Raw genomic sequence first — 18,617 nt, forward strand, 5'->3', positions numbered from 1 at the left:
TCGTCTCGAAAATCGTCGAGTGATCGCAGAGTAACTTAGGCCTTTCAGGCCAACGGATGGCCGCCCCACCGGGCGGCCATTTTCTTTTGCGGCCTAAGCGTATTCATCTCGCAGCAGGCGTCTTAGGATCTTGCCTGAGGCGGATTTCGGGATTTCCTGAACGACTTCCAGCCGGCGCACCTGTTTGTAATGCGCCAACCTTTCCGACAGGTACTCCTGAACGTCCTCCAGCGTGGGTGCGTCTTGGCCGGGGGCGACCACGATGAAGGCCATCGGTAGTTCTCCCGCTTCATCGTCAGCTTTCCCGATCACGGCTGCGTCCCGAATGGCAGGGTGGGTCAGCAGCTCGGCCTCCAATTCGGCGGGCGCGACCTGGAAACCCTTGTACTTGATCAGCTCTTTCAGCCGGTCCGTGATGTAAAGATATCCATCCTCATCAAAATGCGCGATATCTCCGGTGCGCAGCCAGCCGTCTTCGACAATCGTGCTGGCGGTGGCCTCGGGATTGTTCAGGTATCCGGCCATCACCTGCGGCCCGCGCACCCAAAGCTCCCCATCTTCGCCTCGCGGCATGTCTTCCAGAGTTTCCGGGTTCACGATCCGGCATTCGGTATTGGGCAAAGCCACACCCGACGCCCCCGGTTTTCCTTTCCCATAGGGCGAGACATGACTGACCGGCGACAGTTCCGTCATGCCATAGCCCTGCGTCGCGTTGGTGCCCAGACGCTTGCCCATCGCTTCGGCCACGTCCGACCCCAGCGGTGCTGCGGCGGAATTCACCTGTCGCAGCCAGCTCAGGTCGTATTTTTCGACCAGCGGATGCATCGCCAGGGCCAGCGCCACCGGTGGCACGATCCAGAGGCGTGGCGTGCGGTACTCGGTGATCAGGTTCAGATACATCTCGAGATCAAAGCGCGGCATGGTCACCAGACCGCCCCCCGCCGCGACATAAAGGTTCATCAGAACCTGCAGGCCATAGATGTGAAAGAAGGGCAGGAAGGCCACTGTCATCTCGCCCGCGACCACATCGGCGGGGATCAGGGCCTGGTCGATATTCACCACAAGGTTCTGATGGGTCAGCATCACGCCCTTGGGCAGACCCGTCGTTCCTGATGAATAGGGCAACGCAACCACATGGGTGGCCACATCGACGGGGGCCTGTTCAGCCATCGGTGCGCCCATCAGATCAGCCAGCGGGATCATCCCGTCCGGTGCATCGCCGATGATCACGATGTCCGAGACGCCGGTCCCTTTGATCGCCTCTGCCGCGGTGTCGGCGAACATGGCGATTGTGACCAGAACATCCGCGCCCGCGTCTTTCAGCTGATGATTGACCTCGGGCGCGGTATAGGTCGGGTTGATGGTGGTGATCGTTCCACCCGCCCAGGCAGCGCCGTGAAAAACCACACAGTATTCCGGGATATTCGGTGCCATCAGGGCCACGGTCTTGCCCGCCCCCCAACCGCGTTCTGCGAGGCCACCTGCAAGGGATTTCACCGCACCCATGAACTCGGCGCCGGTCATTGACCGCCCTGTGGGCCCATCCACAAGGATCGTCTGGTCCGGGTTTATCCCGTCGAACACGCGTTGCGTCACTGTTTTGTCGGACAGCGCGATATCGGGAAATGTGCTTTTATAGATCGTCATGGTTGGTCCTCCCCTTTGCGCAGAGTACACAGGCCCGCATAGACGCCAAATTCTTTTTGATGACCGAAGGATCCGATGCCAGACTTTCCATCGCCCGATACGCGCAATCCGATCACCCTGCCGGATGGCAGCCTGCATGAGGGCACCGTGTTTCTGCGAGCCGCCATCACGCATCCGCGCTTTCATGTGGGCGATTACAGCTATGCCAGTGCGTTCGACCCGCCAGAGGATTGGGCGGCCCGGCTGGCCCCCTACCTGTTCGAGCATTCGCCCGAGGCGCTGGTGATCGGCAAGTTCTGCCAGATTGCCGATGGCGTCGTCTTTGTCACAGCCTCGGCCAATCACCGCTATGACGGGATCTCCAGCTTTCCCTTTGCCGTGTTTGACGGTGGTTTTGACGCGGGCCGCCCGTCACTGCCCGGTCCGGGGCCTGACACGGTGATCGGCAATGATGTGTGGATCGGGCAGGGCGCGCGGATCCTGCCCGGGGCGGAGGTGGGCGACGGTGTGATCATCGGAGCCGGAGCCGTCGTGGCAGGACATGTGCCGCCCTACAGTATCGTGGCAGGCAACCCGGCACGTGTTGTTCGCAAGCGTTTTTCCGATGATCAGATCGCGCGACTGCAGGCATTGGCCTGGTGGGATTGGCCCATCGACCGGATCCTCGCGCAGGAGGCGCTGATCTGCGGCGGCGATGTCGACGCATTGGAACAGGCAGCCGGTTAGGGGCGCGGCAGTTTCGGAAAGACCTCAAGTTTCCTGCCCACGGCTCGGTCCGCGGCATCGGTGACGTGATCCAGCGTTGCCTCAAGGCTCAGCCGCAGGCGCTCCAATTCGGCGTCATCCGCGTCGCGGGGCACGGTTTCCGTCCATTCCTGGCAGGTCAGGACGCCCCGGCTCCATGGCACGGGCAGCATCAGCTTGTCCCAGGTTGGCAGTTTGATGACCCTGCTTGAAGAATAGGCCACGGCAAAGACGCGGCAGCCCGAGACGCGCGCCCATATCAGCGGCACCTGCGACGCCACGCGCGCAGGCCCGCCCGGCCCGTCCACGGCAATCCCGATGGATGAGCCTGCCTTGATGCGCCGCAACACCTCGCGCGAGAGGGTGACATGGCGCTGGTGGCTGGACATGGGCACGGTGTCATAACCGAAGCGGTTCAGCACCTGTCCCGCCAAGCGCCCGGCGCGGGCCGACGTGGTCAGTGACGAGATCGGCCCAAGATGCACCGGGAAGGTATAGCCCGCCATGACCAGGCGCTGGTGCCACAGCACCATGATCACCGGTTCACCGGCGGCGACACAGGCGTCCATCCGGTCAAAACCCAGCCGCGCATAATCCGATGTGCGATGGGCAAAGCGCACGTAATCCGCCAGACGGTCTTCCGTCCAGCGGTTCAGGCCGGGATGATCGGCGATACGTTTGCGCAGACTTGCCATTGTGGGGTCCGGTATTGGGAATCGGCCCCCTTTTACCCCGCCTGCGCCGGGGCGCAATCACGCCGCCGCAATCGCTTTGAGCAAAGTGTACAAATGCATGCAGAAAAACTTCATCAATCGGGGGGTTTTCTGCAGATGCGAGACAAGCTGATCATTCCGGTGCGCTGCAAAGGGTTCGGGGGCCTCGCAGGTGCAGAAAGTCGCTTTTGGTATACCACGGTATTCCGCTAAGTAATTGAAAAACATTGATTTTTCTGAATTTGGCGTTCATCCTGACCTCTGACGCGGTATTCGCAGGACGAGAGAACGCATGGACCAGATCAATCTGACAGCTTGGGAAAACAGGACCGAACACCGCACTGGCGGGTTAAGCGTTCCCCAGGCGCAGATGGCTCAGGCAACGCTGGGCACGTCACATCTGACCGGCGCGGGCGAGGTGATGCCGGCGCTGTGGCACTGGTTCGCGTTTCTGCCTGACACTCCGACAGAGGCGCTGGGCGAAGACGGTCACCAGCCACTGGGTGATTTCATGCCGCCCGTGCCGCTGAAGCGTCGCATGTGGGCCGGGGGCAGTCTGACATTTCTGAAGCCGCTGCATATCGGAGAGGAACTGACCCGCCACACAACGATCCGCAGCGTGGCGGAAAAAGACGGCGCGTCCGGGCCGATGGTCTTCGTCACTCTGGATCACGAGGTGTCGGGGCAGGATGGGCTGGCGATCCGGGAACGGCAGGACATTGTCTATCTGCCCATTCCGTCCCGCTATGCCCCGCCGCGCAAGCAGGACGCGCCCGAGGGCCCCGATTTCGCCGAACCGGTTGCGACCACGGCGACGCTTCTGTTCCGCTATTCGGCACTGACCTTCAATGCGCATCGCATTCATTACGACCTGTCTTATGCGCAACAGGTCGAACACTACCCCGGTCTTGTCGTGCATGGCCCGCTTCAGGCGACCCTGCTGATAGACGCCGCCACCCGCCATCGCGGACGCGCACCGGACCGGTTTTCGTTTCGCGGGGTTCATCCGGTCTTGGCCGGTGAAGCGACGCAGATCATGGGCCAGCAGAACGGGGCCGAGATGACCCTGTGCACGGCAGTCACCGGCGATGCAGGCCCCTATCAAGGCATGCAGGCCAAGGCGATTTGGGAGGATGAACAATGACCGGTATTCTGAAAGGCATGCGGATTGTCGAAGGCTCGGCCTTTGTCGCGGTGCCCCTGGCGGGGATGACGCTGGCGCAGATGGGTGCGGATGTGATCCGCTTCGACCGTATCGGTGGCGGGCTTGACGCCAAACGCTGGCCGGTCGCGCCCAATGGCAACAGCCTGTTCTGGGCCGGGTTGAACAAGGGCAAGCGGTCTATCGCGATTGACATGAAATCCGAACGCGGGCGCGAGCTGATCACCCAGATCATCACTGCACCGGGCGAAGATGCGGGCCTGTTTCTGACCAACCTGCGGGTGCGCGGCTGGATGGATTACCCCACCCTGCGCCAGTTTCGTGATGACCTGATCATGGTCACGTTGATGGGCGACAGACATGGCCGCCCGCAGGTGGATTACACCGTCAACCCGACTTTGGGCATTCCGGATATCACCGGGCCGGAAGGACAGGACGATCCAGTGGCAAGCGCGGTGCCCACATGGGATCTGGTTGCGGGCAATCTGGTGGTGTCGTCGCTGCTGGCGGCCGAACGGCACCGTCTGAAAACCGGGCAGGGCCAGGACGTGGAATTGTCGCTGAAAGACGTCGCGGCTGCCACGATTGGCCATCTCGGCATGATTGGCGACGCGGTCCTCAATAAGGACGAACGCCAGAAAGCGGGCAATGCGCTTTACGGGGCCTATGGGCAGGACTTCGTCTGCGCCGATGGGCGCCGCGTGATGGTGATCGGGCTGACGCGCCGGCAATGGTCGGGGATCGTCAAAGCAACCGGAACCGAAGACCAGATGAAGGCGCTGGCCGCGCGGCTGCGTGTCGATCTGGGAGAGGAAGGGGTGCGCTGGAAATTCCGGCACGAGATCTCGGCCCTTCTGGCGCCGTGGTTCGCGCAGCGCCGGGTGGAAGACTTCGCATCGGATTTCAACGCAATGGGTCTGACATGGTCAGAGTTCCGCACCACCCGCGAGGCCGTGCGCCAAGACCCTGATCTGTCGGATGCAAACCCAATGTTCAAATCTCTTCCCCAGCCCGGCTTGGGCGCGTTCCCTGTGCCGGGCCTGCCCACGACGTTCTCGGCCCATCCGCGCCAGGATCCGGTCGCAGCCCCCGAACTTGGTGCCCATACCGAGGAAATCCTGGGCGATGTCGCCCGGCTGAGCGATACCGAGATTGCGCAGCTTTTCGATCAGGGTGTGGTGGAAAGCCCGTCCTTCTCGGCATCGAAATCTGCCGCATAAAGGGGGCGAAAACCCCTTGCAAAGGGCAACGCAGGGTCTTAACACCCATCTTGGCCTTAGGGGTATAGCTCAGCTGGTAGAGCGACGGTCTCCAAAACCGTAGGTCGCGGGTTCGAGCCCTGCTGCCCCTGCCACTTTCCCAACCGGCGCATATGCAAAACGGGCCCGCAGGCCCGATTGCCTGACCTTTCCGACGTGATTATTCCGCAGCGTCCGGCAATTCGCCTGTGTATTCGCCCCGCGCCGGATAGTTCTTTTCGATCGCGAAATCGAGCGCACTGACCAGTTCCGAGAAATGCGGGCGCACGAACGGCATGGTCTGAACCGACCCATAATACAGCGTCTGTTCCGGGGTCACCATGAACAGGCCGGGTTCGGCGAAAAGCTCAGGTTCTTCAATACCGATCGACGTTTTGCCGCGACCGGTAGAGATGTAAAGGCCCCAGTCGCGCGCCTTCTGCAGGCTCAGGTCATAGCCAAAGCGCAGTTTTTCGGCATTGATCTTTTGGGCCATCTCGCGGGTCCGCTCTTCGCCGTCGGTGCTCACGGCGATGGTTTTCACGCCACGCTCGGCGAATGCGTCAACGCGTTTTTCCAGTTCGCTCAGGTAATTGGCGCAGATCGGGCAATGCAGACCGCGGTAAAAGGTGATGACGGTGCCACGTTCGCTGCCGTCTGTAGATAGATCAAAAGTGCCGCCACCCAGCAGAGGTAGTGTCAGGTCAGGGGTCTTTTGGCGGGGGGTCAACATGTGGGTCATCCTGTGGTTGGTTGCGTTGGGGATTGATATAAGTGTATCCTTGATTAGGAAAACCTTGTTTATCTGATCGGATGTATCGTTATGGCTGAAATTGACCGCCTATCGGCTTTGATGGCGCGCTTTGCGTTGCGCGTGGATGTCGTTCCGGTGGAAGAGGCGAACCTTTTCGTCATCGACGGACCGGAAGGGCGTCACCTGTTTCTGAGGCCGCGCAGTCTGGGCTTGCCAGAGGGGGCGCTGGGCCAGGTCGCGTTCCAGGCGCATGTCGATTTCGGCGGCGCGGAGGCCCCGTTGGCCAGTGCTTTGCCGGACGAACTTCGCCACCCGGTCGGTCACGACGAGGAACTGGCCGCTGTCATCGCCCTGATGCGCGCCGAGGTATCGGCGGGCCGTTGTGGTGGCGCGTCTGTTTTGGCGCGGTTGTCCGAGGTGTTGATCGTCCGCTTGTTGCGTGCGCGTCTGGAAAAAGGTGATGTGCCCCGCGGTATGCTGGGCGGGCTGGCCGACCCACGACTGGCCCGCGCGATCGTTGCGATGCATGATCGCCCCGGTGAAAGCTGGAGCAACGATGATCTGGCGGCAGAGGCGGGGATGTCCCGGTCACGCTTCATCGCGCGGTTTCGCGACGCCGTTGGCACGTCTCCACAAGCCTACCTGCGGCATTGGCGCCTTGCGCTGGCGCAACAGGATGTGGCGCGCGGCGACCGGATCGATGCTGTGGCGCGGCGCTATGGCTACGGCTCCCCCGAGGCGTTGACACATATGTTCCGCCGCGAAACCGGGCAGGCGCCGATCACACTGCGTCACGGGACTGCCTGAGACGCCTTGAATTCGCTGGGCCGAGCCGCTATGTCGCCCGCATCAACCCGCAAGGATATCGCCCCATGGCCAAAACCAACCCGGTTCAGTTCGTTCAGCAAGTCCGCTCGGAAGTGTCCAAGGTCGTCTGGCCGACACGCCGCGAAGTCTTTGTGACGACGATCATGGTGTTCATCATGGCGGCGCTGACCGCGCTGTTCTTTGCGCTGGTCGATCTTTTGATCCGCAGCGGATTGCAGGGCATTCTGGGCCTGTTCGGCTGACGCCCCCGGGGGTTTTCGCCCTTGATCAATTGAGGTTTGGCGGGTAAATCGCCAAGAATTCCCAAAATGGCGTGCGACGATTCGAGTTGCGCGCCGCTTTTTTCTTGGGGACCGCGCAAGCGGTTTACATCGCAGATTTCGACCCCGGCCCGGTCCGGGAGAGCTAGAATGAAGGACGGCATCAGACATGGCTAAACGGTGGTATTCGGTCAGCGTACTCTCGAATTTCGAGAAGAAGATTGCCGAGCAGATCCGCACCTCGGTCGCCGAGAACGGTCTGGAAGACCAGATCGACGAAGTGCTGGTGCCTACCGAAGAAGTCATCGAAGTGCGCCGCGGCAAGAAGGTGACGACTGAACGCCGTTTCATGCCCGGTTACGTGCTGGTGCATATGGAGATGTCGGACGAGGGCTATCACCTGATCAACTCGATCAACCGCGTCACTGGCTTCCTCGGCCCGCAAGGCCGTCCGATGCCGATGCGCGACGCCGAAGTGAACCAGATCCTGAACCGTGTGCAGGAAGGCGAAGAAGCACCCAAGCTGATGATCAGCTTCGAGGTGGGCGAGAAGGTCAAAGTCAACGACGGCCCGTTCGAGGATTTCGACGGCATGGTCGAGGAAGTCGACGACGACAACCAGAAACTGAAGGTGACCGTGTCGATCTTCGGCCGGGAAACCCCGGTCGAGCTGGATTACACTCAGGTGACCAAACAAGGCTGACCCCAAGTGCCCGCCAGATGGGCGCTTTTTCGTTCAGGCCGGTCTTAAACGGTTTGTGGCAGGGGCCTGCGCGCCATTACTCCGGCCAGGGATATGCCGGAAATTATGTGCCACATCCCCCAGAAGGCCGCGACCACGGCCATCCCGCCCAACCCCTCGAAGAAACCGAAGATCAGGATAAGGCCCAGGCCAGAATTCTGAATGCCGGTTTCTATCGTGATGGCCCGGCGATCAAAGCTGGACAGCCCTGCGATGGTGGCGGCGGCAAACCCGCCGCCCAGGGCCAAACCGTTGTGTATGAACACCAGCGCAGCGACCGCCGTGGCATATTGCAGGAAAAGCGACCAGTTCGCCGCAAGAGCCAGTACCACGAAAGCGATGAAGATTGCCATCGACAGGTATTGGAGCGGTTTGCGCAGACGCGCGGAGACATCCGGTTTGCGCACGTTCAGCAGCATGCCCAGACACAGCGGCAGGACCAACATCAGCCCCACGGTGATTGCGACCGATACCGGGTCGATTGAGGTCTGGCGCAGGATTTCCCGAGTGGGGCCATAAAGGCTGCCCCAGAAGGCGATGTTCGCCGGGGTCAGGACAATCGCGGACACCGTCGAAAATGCGGTCAGTGACACCGACAGCGCCGAGTTTCCCCCCGCCCGATGCGTGATGAAGTTGGATATATTCCCACCCGGACAAGCCGCGACCAGCATCAGCCCCAACGCGATGGATGGCTGCGGTTTGGTCAGCAGGACCAGGCAGAAGGTCAGGGCGGGCAGCAGGATGAACTGGGAAAAAAGCCCGGTCAGCAGCGCCCTCGGGGCCTGGACCAGACGTTTGAAATCGCTCGGCTTCAGCTCAAGCGCGATGGAGAACATCACAACCGCCAGAACCGCGTTCAGAACCTGAAGGCTTGTCGGCGAAAAGTTCAGGATGACCGAGTCGATCTCGATCGCTGCGGTGTTGCCCATCATGTTCCCCCCGTTCGGTCTGCCGGTTTTCTTGTTGTCTCGGCCTCAAGGGCCGCACCGGCATGATCTTTGAGCCCAAGCTTGCGGCAGCTTGCCCGCCTTGTCCATGGAAACCGACCCGGAGCGGCAACTGGTGCTTGTCGTGAAACCCGTGTTAACCATGGGATAACAACAACGAGGCGGAACGGGCAGACCTTGGCCAGGGACAAGAAACACAACCCTTTGGATGAATTGCTGCGTGCGCGGTTGCGTATTCCCGAAGGTGCCGACCGGCGTTTGGCGGCGCTGCGGCGCGTGATGGAAGGGGTGGATGCGATCAATCGGACATTCACCGGGGCGCCTTTCTTTGCGCTGCGCGAAACCGAAGAGACGTTGATCGAATTGGATGGTCGTACGGGCGATGATCTGATCCGCGCTTTGTTGGCGATGAATGGCGGCACGACCATTCATGCGCATGGTCTGGAAAATGTCCCAAAGGAAGGCCCGGTCGTCATTGGCTCGACCCATCCCATCGGCACATTTGACTTCATTGCCCATGCGGGCGCGCTTCTGGACCATCGCCCCGATCTGAAGGTGGTCGCAGGGCGGGAAGCGGAACGTTTTCTGGGCGCGGATCGCATCATCGCGGTGGATCTGGACCGCCACGACAAGGTGCTGACCGCCAGGCAGACGATCGACGGGATGCGGGCGCATGTATTGGATGGCGGCGCGTTGCTGGTGTTCGGATCAGGCCGTGTGCCGCGCATGGAAAACGGGCTGCTTGTCGAACCGCCCTGGCGCAAGGGTGTCACCCGCGTGTCGGCGGAAGGGAATGCACCGATTGTCCCGGCTTCGGCCGATATGCGCAATTCGCGGCATTATTATCGGACGCGGCGCCTTGCAGGTATTCTGAGTGGCGGAAATGACGAGTTCGGCCGCCGGGTGGCGTCGCTGCGCTATGTCTCTGAATTGATCGCGAAACTGGGCGGCACCTACGACGTCCATTACGCGCCGGTTCAGCCGCCGGGCACTGCACCCCCGATCCTGAAGGATCTGGCCGAAGGGATCGTGCCGGGCCTTTACTACCGGCCCTGAGCGAAAGAGCGCACCGACCAAACGCTTGCAATCCCGACCCAACCCCTGTACCCCGCGCCAGTCGCCTGAGAGGGCGGCGAATCCCCGTGGGAGGCGAGGCGGTCGCGACCGTCAGACCGGACCACGTCAACATAAGGCTGAAGGACGCGTCCCGAAGCTGTTTGAAAAGGAGATTGGCTCATGGCCAAGAAACTTGCTGGCACCATGAAATTGCAGGTGCCTGCCGGTCAAGCGAACCCCTCCCCGCCGGTCGGTCCGGCGCTGGGTCAGCGCGGCATCAACATCATGGAATTCTGCAAGGCGTTCAACGCCAAGACCGCAGACATGGAGCCCGGTGCGCCGTGCCCGACCGTGATCACCTATTACCAGGACAAATCCTTCACCATGGATATCAAGACGCCGCCCGCGTCTTATTACCTGAAGAAGGCCGCCAAGGTGAAATCCGGCGCGAACAATCCTTCGCGTGAAACCGTCGGCACCGTGACCGCTGCCCAGGTGCGCGAGATTGCTGAAGCGAAGATGAAAGATCTGAACGCCAACGATATCGAAGGCGCAATGCAGATCATCCTGGGCTCTGCCCGCTCCATGGGCATCGAGGTGAAGTAAGATGGCAAAACTCGGAAAACGGACCCGCGCCGCGCGGGAAGCTTTCGCCGGCAAGGAAAACCTGTCGGTTGAAGAGGCTGTCGCCCTCGTCAAGGCCAATGCAAATGCCAAGTTCGACGAAACCGTCGAAGTGGCCATGAACCTGGGCGTTGACCCGCGCCACGCCGACCAGATGGTCCGCGGCGTTGTCGGCCTGCCCAACGGCACAGGCAAAACCGTTCGCGTCGCCGTGTTCGCACGCGGCCCCAAAGCGGATGAAGCCAAGGAAGCTGGTGCGGACATCGTCGGCGCCGAAGACCTGATGGAAACCGTGCAAGGCGGCAAGATCGAATTCGATCGCTGCATTGCGACCCCGGACATGATGCCGATCGTCGGCCGTCTGGGTAAGGTTCTGGGCCCGCGCAACCTGATGCCGAACCCCAAAGTGGGCACGGTGACCATGGATGTGGGTGACGCGGTCAAAGCGGCCAAGGGCGGCGAAGTTCAGTTCAAAGCTGAAAAAGCCGGCGTTGTGCATGCAGGTGTTGGCAAAGTATCCTTCGACGAGGCGAAACTGGCCGAAAACATCCGCGCTTTCGTCAGCGCTGTTGCGAAAGCCAAGCCGACGGGCGCCAAGGGCACCTATATGAAAAAGATCGCGATCAGCTCGACCATGGGTCAGGGCGTCACGATCGACGTGGACAACGCCGTTACCGAGTAACGCGTTTTCCAAGACAGATGAAAAGGGCGCCGCTGTTCCAGCTGGCGCCCTTTTTCGTGTCGCAGAAATGACTCAGATGGTCTGGGCGCGTCCCAGGCAAATGGGTTTTTGATGTATTTTTCATTTTTGCTTGGTTTTATGTCGAAAAACCACGAGGCAGTATGAATGGAGCAGGTTGCTCAGGCGGATCCGTCGCCGCAATCGAAAAAGGAACTGGAAAAGGCGCGCGCCCAACGACTGCGTGAGTTGAGGGCGATTGCCCTGTTCGCCCTGACCTATGACAGCTCCGGCCTTCCAATGTGGCAATACTATGCCGAGCTGAAGCACCTGCGGATGCGTCCCCTTCTTGCAGAATGGTACGAGGCCCGCATCGCATTGAATATCGCCGCAGAGATCAGACCGTCTGCCACCCTGCGCGCGATCAACGAATTGCGCGCCTTGCGAGCCAAACGCGGGGAGGAGGAAAAGTTTCACAAGTTCGAGGCGCTGTTCAAAAGCGCCCTGGGTCAGACACGGTTCACCAACCACGGTTACGGCGGCAACTTGCTGAGCGACGTGGATCATTCGGCCGTCTGGGCCCGAGTGTCCCGCCACATCACTGTTCTGTCGGACCGGGGATATGAGGTGTTTCTGAACTCGGGCACGCTTCTTGGCGTGGTGCGCGACCAGAAACTGATCGACCATGATGACGACATTGATCTGGCGGTGATCCTCAAGGCCGGATCGGCTGTGGAAGCGGCCGCTGAATGGAAAGGGCTGACCGAAGACATCCGCGAACTTGGCATCCTCGATGAAGAGAATTTCGGGATGGCCTCGATCATCAAGCTGCTGCCGGTCGACAAAGTGCAGATCGACCTGTTCCCGGCCTGGTTTGAAGAGGACCGGCTTTTTGTGTTCCCGCATACCTTCGGGCAACTGACGCGCGGCGATGTTCTTCCCCTCAGGCCCTGTGCGGTGTCGGGCAATCCGATCCCGGCGGAACCCGAAAAGATGTTGGCGATCAACTACGGCGACGGCTGGCGGGAGCCTGACCCCTATTTCAAGTTCCCCTGGGTCGAGGCCAAGCGGAAGTTCAAAACCTTTCAGGAGGCATTGGCGTGACCAGGCATATCGGAACGATTCTGACCTATGGCACGTTCGATCTGTTCCATGTGGGCCATGTGAGACTGTTGCGCCGATTGGCGGATCTGGGGGATCGTCTGATTGTCGCGTGCTCGACCGACGAGTTCAACGCGATCAAGGGCAAACAGACCGCAATCCCCTTCAAGCACCGGGTCGAGGTGCTGGAGGCCTGCCGCTATGTGGATCTGGTGATTTCCGAGGAAACCTGGGAACAGAAGCGCGACGACATCGTGAAATACAATGTTGACCTGTTTGCCATGGGCGACGATTGGGCGGGAAAGTTTGACGACTTGCGTGATCTGTGCGACGTTCTTTATCTGCCGCGTACGGAGAATGTATCAACGACCGAATTGAAGGAGTTGATCCAGACCATGCGGCAAAGATCGACGGCGGCCGAATAGCGCGGAAGAATTTTCTGCGAAAATTCGGCTGTTCGGGGTTGGCATTCTCTGCGTCAAGTTTTAGTTAGCACTTGGCTTGAAAAGCGTGCGATTCGTCGCGCGCTTTTTGCGCTTTTCGTCCGAGAAGGTGGGTGCGCGGGAAACCGGGCTTAATTTTCCTGCCTGAGACGGGAACACCGAATTGGCCGTGGCTTTGACCACGGGCGGTTTTGGCATCGCCCCGTAAGGACATGATCGTTGGTCTTTGACCGACAGAACTGAGCCGGGGGGCGACCCCCAAATTTGGAGTGAAACTGTGGATAGAGCCCAGAAAGAGAAAGTGGTCGAGGAACTCGGCCAGATCTTCGAAAGCTCTGGCGTCGTCGTGGTAGCCCACTACGCCGGTCTGACAGTTGCTGAGATGCAGGATCTGCGCGCCCGTGCCCGTGAGGCCGGTGGTGCAGTCCGTGTCGCCAAGAACAGGCTCGCCAAAATCGCCCTTGATGGTCAGCCATGCGCAGGCATTGCCGATCTTCTGACGGGCATGACCGTTCTGACCTATTCCGAAGATCCGGTGGCAGCTGCAAAGGTTGCTCAGGATTACGCCAAGGAGAACAAAAAGTTCGAAATCCTTGGCGGGGCAATGGGTGAAAACGTTCTGGACCAGGCCGGTGTTGAGGCCGTGTCGAAAATGCCGTCGCGCGAGGAGCTTATTGCTTCGATCGTCGGCTGCATCGGCGCACCCGCATCGAACATCGCCGGGGCCATTGGCGCACCTGCTTCGAACATCGCGTCCATCTTGTCCACAATCGAGGACAAGGCGGCCGCCTAAAGCACTGTCAATCGGCGTCGGGTGAACACCTGACGTTGGAACACATCTGAGAAACGGAAAGAGCTAGATATGGCTGATCTGAAGAAACTGGCAGAAGAGATCGTTGGTCTGACCCTGCTGGAAGCACAAGAACTGAAAACCATCCTGAAAGACGAATACGGCATCGAGCCCGCCGCTGGTGGCGCGGTCATGATGGCTGGTCCTGCTGGCGACGCCGGCGGTGCAGCTGAAGAAGAAAAGACCGAATTCGACGTTGTTCTGAAGAACGCAGGCGCATCCAAGATCAACGTGATCAAGGAAGTGCGCGGCATCACCGGTCTGGGCCTGAAAGAAGCCAAAGACCTGGTCGAAGCCGGTGGCAAGATCAAAGAAGGCGTCGGCAAAGACGAAGCCGAAGAGATCAAAGGCAAGCTGGAAGCAGCTGGCGCCGAGGTCGAGCTGGCCTAAGCCAGACATCCGGTGGGGCCTGGGTTTTTCGCAGAAAAATCTCAGCTCGCACCGAAGAAATGTGGCTGGACCGGGAGAAATCCGGGTCCAGCCGAACCTGTCTTAGAAAGGGCCCCGGATCGGGATGGGCGTTTTCTTAGACGAGGTTCATGGATCGGGAGGCCACCTTTGGGACGGTGGCCATGAATGGATCCGGACCCGTCGTCTCGTATGGGCAGAATGCCGTCGCCCCAACGGTGTTCTCCCGGTGAGAAACTTGAAAGGTGACACCTGACATGGCGCAATCGTTCCTTGGCCAGAAACGTCTTCGTAAATATTACGGCAAAATCCGCGAAGTTCTGGAAATGCCGAACCTCATTGAGGTGCAGAAATCTTCTTATGATCTTTTCCTGAAATCCGGTGATCAGCCAACGCCAACCGATGGCGAAGGCATCATGGGCGTTTTCCAGTCGGTCTTCCCGATCAAGGATTTCAATGAAACCGCCGTGCTGGAATTCGTCAAGTACGAGCTGGAAAAACCCAAATACGATGTCGAGGAATGTCAGCAACGCGACATGACCTACAGCGCGCCGCTGAAGGTAACGCTGCGCCTGATCGTGTTTGATGTGGACGAAGACACCGGTGCGAAATCGGTCAAGGACATCAAGGAACAGGATGTCTTCATGGGCGATATGCCCCTGATGACCCCGAACGGGACGTTCATCGTGAACGGGACCGAGCGTGTGATCGTATCGCAAATGCACCGCTCTCCCGGTGTGTTCTTTGATCACGACAAGGGCAAAACCCATTCATCGGGCAAGCTTCTGTTTGCCTGCCGCATCATTCCCTATCGCGGCAGCTGGCTGGATTTCGAATTCGACGCCAAGGACATCGTCTTCGCGCGCATCGACCGTCGTCGCAAACTGCCTGTGACCACGCTGCTTTATGCGCTGGGCATGGATCAGGAAGGCATCATGGATGCCTATTACAACACCGTCAGCTACAAGCTGAAAAAGAACAAGGGTTGGGTCACACCGTTCTTCCCGGAGCGTGTGCGGGGTACCCGTCCGACATATGATCTGGTGGATGCGAAAACCGGCGACGTGATTGCCGAAGCAGGTAAGAAAGTTACGCCGCGTGCGGTCAAGAAGCTGATCGACGAAGGCAATGTGACCGACCTGCTGGTGCCGTTCGACCATATCGTTGGCAAATTCGCGGCCAAAGACATCATCAACGAAGAAAACGGCGCGATCTATGTCGAAGCCGGCGATGAACTGACGCTGGAATATGACAAGGACGGCACGCTGATCGGCGGCACTGTGAAAGAGCTGATCGACGCGGGCATCACCGATATCCCGGTTCTGGACATCGATAACGTCAACGTGGGCGCCTACATGCGCAACACGCTGGCGCAGGACAAGAACATGAACCGCGAAACCGCGCTCATGGATATCTATCGTGTCATGCGCCCGGGTGAGCCGCCCACCGTCGAAGCCGCCTCGGCGTTGTTCGACACGCTGTTCTTTGACAGCGAACGCTATGACCTGTCGGCAGTTGGCCGCGTGAAGATGAACATGCGTCTGGCGCTGGATGCCGAAGACACGGTTCGCACGCTGCGCAAGGAAGACATCGTCGCCTGTGTCAAAGCGTTGGTTGAGCTGCGCGACGGCAAGGGCGATGTGGACGACATCGACCATCTGGGCAACCGCCGCGTGCGGTCCGTCGGTGAACTGATGGAGAACCAGTACCGCGTGGGCCTTCTGCGGATGGAGCGCGCGATCAAGGAACGCATGTCCTCGGTCGAGATCGACACGGTCATGCCGCAGGATCTGATCAACGCAAAGCCTGCTGCGGCGGCTGTGCGTGAGTTCTTCGGCTCCTCGCAGCTGTCGCAATTCATGGACCAGACCAACCCGCTCTCGGAAGTCACCCACAAACGCCGCCTCTCGGCGCTTGGGCCGGGTGGTCTGACGCGTGAGCGTGCGGGCTTTGAGGTGCGCGACGTGCACCCGACCCATTATGGCCGGATGTGCCCGATTGAAACGCCGGAAGGGCCGAACATTGGCCTGATCAACTCGCTGGCGACCTTCGCACGCGTGAACAAATACGGCTTCATTGAAACGCCTTATCGTAAGGTTGAAGGCGGGCAGGTGACCGATGAGGTTCACTACATGTCCGCGACCGAAGAAATGCGTCACACCGTGGCGCAGGCCAACGCGACGCTGGATGAGAGCGGCAAATTCATTAACGAGATGGTGAACACCCGCCAGGCTGGTGATTATACCCTGGCCCCGGTGGATCAGGTCGACCTGATCGACGTGTCGCCCAAGCAGTTGGTGTCGGTTGCGGCCTCGCTGATCCCGTTCCTGGAAAACGATGACGCGAACCGCGCTCTGATGGGTTCGAACATGCAACGTCAGGCGGTTCCGCTTCTGCAGGCCGAAGCGCCTCTTGTTGGCACGGGGATCGAAGGCAAGGTTGCCATCGACTCCGGCGCGGCCATCCAGGCGAAACGCGCAGGCGTGATCGACCAGATCGACGCGCAGCGGATCGTGATCCGGGCAACCGAAGATCTGGAACTGGGCGATGCAGGCGTGGATATCTACCGCATGCGCAAGTTCCAGCGGTCGAACCAGAACACCTGCATCAACCAGCGTCCGCTGGTGAAGGTGGGGCAGACCGTCGCCAAGGGTGAAGTGATCGCGGACGGTCCGTCGACCGATCTGGGCGAATTGGCGCTGGGCAAGAACGTGGTCGTCGCGTTCATGCCGTGGAATGGCTATAACTACGAGGACTCGATCCTGATTTCCGAGCGGATCGCGCGTGATGACGTCTTCACCTCGATCCATATCGAGGAATTCGAGGTCGCCGCCCGTGACACCAAGCTGGGGCCGGAAGAGATCACCCGTGACATCCCGAACGTGGGCGAGGAAGCGCTGCGCAACCTCGATGAAGCGGGCATCGTTTATATCGGCGCCGATGTGGAGCCGGGCGATATCCTTGTGGGTAAGATCACACCGAAGGGTGAAAGCCCGATGACTCCGGAAGAGAAACTTCTGCGTGCCATCTTTGGTGAGAAAGCCTCGGACGTGCGCGACACCTCGCTGCGGGTCAAGCCAGGCGATTTCGGCACGGTCGTGGAAGTGCGCGTCTTTAACCGCCATGGCGTGGAAAAAGACGAACGTGCGCTGCAGATCGAGCGTGAGGAAGTTGAACGTCTGGCCCGTGACCGTGACGACGAACTCGCCATCCTGGATCGCAACATCTATGCCCGTCTGAAATCGCTGATCATGGGCAAGAAAGTTGCCAAGGGGCCGAAAGGCGTCAAGTCCGGTGCGGTCATCGATGATGATCTGCTCGACACCTTGACCCGCGGTCAGTGGTGGCAGCTGGCGCTGGAAGACGAAGCCGACGCGCAAATCGTCGAAGCCCTGAACGAGCAATACGAGGTGCAGAAACGTGCCCTGGATGCCCGCTTCGAGGACAAGGTTGAGAAGGTCCGTCGTGGCGACGATCTGCCCCCGGGCGTGATGAAGATGGTCAAAGTGTTCGTCGCGGTGAAGCGCAAGCTGCAGCCGGGCGACAAGATGGCTGGCCGTCACGGCAACAAGGGCGTGATTTCCAAGGTTGTGCCGATGGAAGACATGCCGTTCCTTGCAGATGGTACGCCTGTTGACTTCTGTCTGAACCCGCTTGGCGTGCCGTCGCGGATGAACGTTGGTCAGATCCTCGAAACTCATATGGGTTGGGCCGCGCGTGGTCTTGGCATCAACGTGGACGAGGCGCTGCAGGAGTACCGTCGGTCGGGTGACCTGACCCCGGTCCGTGAAGCGATGCACCACGCCTATGGCGACGATGTCTATGACGAAGGCATCGCCAACATGGACGAGGAAACGCTGATCGAAGCGGCCAGCAATGTCACCCGCGGTGTGCCGATCGCGACACCGGTCTTTGACGGCGCCAAGGAAGGCGACGTCAATGATGCGCTGGTGCGGGCGGGCTTCTCGGAAAGCGGACAGTCTGTGCTGTATGATGGCCGCACGGGCGAGCAGTTTGCCCGCCCTGTGACCGTCGGCATCAAGTACCTGCTGAAACTGCACCACCTGGTGGACGACAAGATCCACGCGCGCTCGACCGGGCCTTACAGCCTCGTTACCCAGCAACCGCTGGGCGGTAAAGCGCAATTCGGTGGCCAGCGGTTTGGTGAGATGGAGGTCTGGGCCTTGGAAGCTTATGGCGCCGCCTACACCCTTCAGGAAATGCTGACCGTGAAATCGGACGACGTTGCCGGACGGACGAAAGTCTATGAAAGCATCGTGAAAGGTGAGGACAATTTCGAAGCCGGCGTGCCGGAATCGTTCAACGTTCTTGTCAAAGAAGTCCGCGGCCTTGGCCTGAACATGGAACTCCTGGATGCGGAGGAGGAATAGGGCGCAAATTTCTTCGAAGAAATTTGGCAA

18 protein-coding genes and 1 tRNA gene are annotated in these 18,617 nt (G+C 60.0%); 15 read left to right on the forward strand and 4 right to left on the reverse strand.

Features of this window, described 5'->3' with window-relative positions; genetic code table 11:
• Nucleotides 1-93: 93 nt before the first annotated feature.
• On the reverse strand, nt 94-1,647 hold the full coding sequence (locus TR61_RS15705) for an AMP-binding protein (protein ID WP_050931477.1): 1,554 nt from the start codon (nt 1,645-1,647) through the stop codon (nt 94-96).
• Nucleotides 1,648-1,722: 75 nt separating this feature from the next.
• On the opposite strand from TR61_RS15705, the gene TR61_RS15710 reads away from it, so the two are divergent.
• Complete coding sequence (locus tag TR61_RS15710; RefSeq protein ID WP_050931478.1) at nt 1,723-2,373, forward strand: CatB-related O-acetyltransferase; 651 nt, start codon at nt 1,723-1,725, stop codon at nt 2,371-2,373.
• On the opposite strand, the gene TR61_RS15715 is transcribed toward TR61_RS15710, so the two are convergent.
• Nucleotides 2,370-3,086 carry a lysophospholipid acyltransferase family protein gene (locus tag TR61_RS15715; protein WP_050931479.1) on the reverse strand — a complete coding sequence of 239 codons (717 nt, stop codon included), beginning with the start codon at nt 3,084-3,086 and terminating at the stop codon, nt 2,370-2,372. The two genes, TR61_RS15710 and TR61_RS15715, sit on opposite strands and share 4 nt — an antisense overlap.
• Before the next feature lie 310 nt (nt 3,087-3,396).
• Here TR61_RS15715 and TR61_RS15720 point away from each other — a divergent pair, with 310 nt between their 5' ends.
• From TR61_RS15720 to TR61_RS15730, 3 genes are all read left to right on the forward strand, one after another.
• On the forward strand, nt 3,397-4,248 hold the full coding sequence (locus TR61_RS15720) for an HTD2 family dehydratase (protein ID WP_157440943.1): 852 nt from the start codon (nt 3,397-3,399) through the stop codon (nt 4,246-4,248).
• Nucleotides 4,245-5,486, forward strand: a complete 1,242-nt coding sequence (locus TR61_RS15725) for a CoA transferase (RefSeq protein ID WP_050931480.1) — start codon at nt 4,245-4,247, stop codon at nt 5,484-5,486. Before TR61_RS15720 ends, TR61_RS15725 begins: the two co-directional genes overlap by 4 nt.
• A 58-nt stretch (nt 5,487-5,544) precedes the next feature.
• A tRNA-Trp gene (locus TR61_RS15730) sits at nt 5,545-5,620 on the forward strand.
• Between the two features lie 65 nt (nt 5,621-5,685).
• On the opposite strand, the gene TR61_RS15735 is transcribed toward TR61_RS15730, so the two are convergent.
• Entirely contained in the window at nt 5,686-6,237 is a 552-nt protein-coding gene (locus tag TR61_RS15735; protein ID WP_050931481.1) for a peroxiredoxin-like family protein, read from the reverse strand.
• Between the two features lie 90 nt (nt 6,238-6,327).
• Here TR61_RS15735 and TR61_RS15740 point away from each other — a divergent pair, with 90 nt between their 5' ends.
• The 3 genes from TR61_RS15740 to nusG all read left to right on the forward strand — a co-directional run bounded on the left by TR61_RS15740 (nt 6,328) and on the right by nusG (nt 8,049).
• Nucleotides 6,328-7,065: a helix-turn-helix domain-containing protein gene (locus TR61_RS15740; protein WP_050931482.1), complete on the forward strand. Its 738-nt coding sequence runs from the start codon at nt 6,328-6,330 to the stop codon at nt 7,063-7,065.
• 65 nt (nt 7,066-7,130) lie between these two features.
• Nucleotides 7,131-7,328 carry a preprotein translocase subunit SecE gene (gene secE / locus TR61_RS15745; RefSeq protein WP_050931483.1) on the forward strand — a complete coding sequence of 66 codons (198 nt, stop codon included), beginning with the start codon at nt 7,131-7,133 and terminating at the stop codon, nt 7,326-7,328.
• A 187-nt stretch (nt 7,329-7,515) separates the two neighbouring features.
• A complete protein-coding gene (gene nusG, locus TR61_RS15750; protein ID WP_050931484.1) occupies nt 7,516-8,049 on the forward strand; it encodes a transcription termination/antitermination protein NusG in 534 nt (177 codons plus the stop codon).
• Between the two features lie 44 nt (nt 8,050-8,093).
• Here nusG and TR61_RS15755 read toward each other — a convergent pair whose 3' ends face one another.
• The gene (locus TR61_RS15755) at nt 8,094-9,017 is read right to left on the reverse strand and encodes a bile acid:sodium symporter family protein (RefSeq protein WP_050931502.1); all 924 of its coding nucleotides are present in this window, start codon (nt 9,015-9,017) and stop codon (nt 8,094-8,096) included.
• 195 nt (nt 9,018-9,212) lie between these two features.
• Here TR61_RS15755 and TR61_RS15760 point away from each other — a divergent pair, with 195 nt between their 5' ends.
• From TR61_RS15760 to rpoB, 8 genes are all read left to right on the forward strand, one after another.
• Complete coding sequence (locus tag TR61_RS15760; RefSeq protein ID WP_157440944.1) at nt 9,213-10,091, forward strand: 1-acyl-sn-glycerol-3-phosphate acyltransferase; 879 nt, start codon at nt 9,213-9,215, stop codon at nt 10,089-10,091.
• A 180-nt stretch (nt 10,092-10,271) separates the two neighbouring features.
• Nucleotides 10,272-10,697: a 50S ribosomal protein L11 gene (gene rplK / locus TR61_RS15765; RefSeq protein ID WP_050931486.1), complete on the forward strand. Its 426-nt coding sequence runs from the start codon at nt 10,272-10,274 to the stop codon at nt 10,695-10,697.
• Nucleotide 10,698: 1 nt separating this feature from the next.
• Nucleotides 10,699-11,397 carry a 50S ribosomal protein L1 gene (gene rplA / locus TR61_RS15770; protein ID WP_050931487.1) on the forward strand — a complete coding sequence of 233 codons (699 nt, stop codon included), beginning with the start codon at nt 10,699-10,701 and terminating at the stop codon, nt 11,395-11,397.
• Nucleotides 11,398-11,562: 165 nt separating this feature from the next.
• On the forward strand, nt 11,563-12,498 hold the full coding sequence (locus TR61_RS15775) for a LicD family protein (protein ID WP_050931488.1): 936 nt from the start codon (nt 11,563-11,565) through the stop codon (nt 12,496-12,498).
• On the forward strand, nt 12,495-12,920 hold the full coding sequence (locus tag TR61_RS15780) for an adenylyltransferase/cytidyltransferase family protein (RefSeq protein ID WP_050931489.1): 426 nt from the start codon (nt 12,495-12,497) through the stop codon (nt 12,918-12,920). Before TR61_RS15775 ends, TR61_RS15780 begins: the two co-directional genes overlap by 4 nt.
• Nucleotides 12,921-13,215: 295 nt before the next feature.
• Nucleotides 13,216-13,731 (forward strand): 50S ribosomal protein L10, encoded by a 516-nt coding sequence (gene rplJ, locus TR61_RS15785; RefSeq protein ID WP_050931490.1) that lies wholly within the window; start codon nt 13,216-13,218, stop codon nt 13,729-13,731.
• Nucleotides 13,732-13,800: 69 nt separating this feature from the next.
• Nucleotides 13,801-14,178: a 50S ribosomal protein L7/L12 gene (rplL, locus tag TR61_RS15790; protein WP_050931491.1), complete on the forward strand. Its 378-nt coding sequence runs from the start codon at nt 13,801-13,803 to the stop codon at nt 14,176-14,178.
• Between the two features lie 275 nt (nt 14,179-14,453).
• Entirely contained in the window at nt 14,454-18,587 is a 4,134-nt protein-coding gene (gene rpoB / locus TR61_RS15795; protein WP_050931492.1) for a DNA-directed RNA polymerase subunit beta, read from the forward strand.
• Nucleotides 18,588-18,617 lie beyond the last annotated feature (30 nt).

This window comes from Aestuariivita boseongensis, assembly GCF_001262635.1.
In the GTDB taxonomy this organism is placed as follows: domain Bacteria; phylum Pseudomonadota; class Alphaproteobacteria; order Rhodobacterales; family Rhodobacteraceae; genus Aestuariivita; species Aestuariivita boseongensis.

What these genes read in the sequence shown, in the direction of transcription:
- TR61_RS15755 (WP_050931502.1), bottom strand. Translation starts at nt 9,017, where the DNA reads ATGGGCAACACCGCAGCGATCGAGATCGACTCGGTCATCCTGAACTTT.
- TR61_RS15775 (WP_050931488.1), top strand. Translation starts at nt 11,563, where the DNA reads ATGGAGCAGGTTGCTCAGGCGGATCCGTCGCCGCAATCGAAAAAGGAA.
- rpoB (WP_050931492.1), top strand. Translation starts at nt 14,454, where the DNA reads ATGGCGCAATCGTTCCTTGGCCAGAAACGTCTTCGTAAATATTACGGC.
- TR61_RS15705 (WP_050931477.1), bottom strand. Translation starts at nt 1,647, where the DNA reads ATGACGATCTATAAAAGCACATTTCCCGATATCGCGCTGTCCGACAAA.
- TR61_RS15735 (WP_050931481.1), bottom strand. Translation starts at nt 6,237, where the DNA reads ATGTTGACCCCCCGCCAAAAGACCCCTGACCTGACACTACCTCTGCTG.
- TR61_RS15740 (WP_050931482.1), top strand. Translation starts at nt 6,328, where the DNA reads ATGGCTGAAATTGACCGCCTATCGGCTTTGATGGCGCGCTTTGCGTTG.
- nusG (WP_050931484.1), top strand. Translation starts at nt 7,516, where the DNA reads ATGGCTAAACGGTGGTATTCGGTCAGCGTACTCTCGAATTTCGAGAAG.
- rplL (WP_050931491.1), top strand. Translation starts at nt 13,801, where the DNA reads ATGGCTGATCTGAAGAAACTGGCAGAAGAGATCGTTGGTCTGACCCTG.
- TR61_RS15715 (WP_050931479.1), bottom strand. Translation starts at nt 3,086, where the DNA reads ATGGCAAGTCTGCGCAAACGTATCGCCGATCATCCCGGCCTGAACCGC.
- rplA (WP_050931487.1), top strand. Translation starts at nt 10,699, where the DNA reads ATGGCAAAACTCGGAAAACGGACCCGCGCCGCGCGGGAAGCTTTCGCC.
- TR61_RS15720 (WP_157440943.1), top strand. Translation starts at nt 3,397, where the DNA reads ATGGACCAGATCAATCTGACAGCTTGGGAAAACAGGACCGAACACCGC.
- secE (WP_050931483.1), top strand. Translation starts at nt 7,131, where the DNA reads ATGGCCAAAACCAACCCGGTTCAGTTCGTTCAGCAAGTCCGCTCGGAA.
- TR61_RS15710 (WP_050931478.1), top strand. Translation starts at nt 1,723, where the DNA reads ATGCCAGACTTTCCATCGCCCGATACGCGCAATCCGATCACCCTGCCG.
- TR61_RS15725 (WP_050931480.1), top strand. Translation starts at nt 4,245, where the DNA reads ATGACCGGTATTCTGAAAGGCATGCGGATTGTCGAAGGCTCGGCCTTT.
- rplK (WP_050931486.1), top strand. Translation starts at nt 10,272, where the DNA reads ATGGCCAAGAAACTTGCTGGCACCATGAAATTGCAGGTGCCTGCCGGT.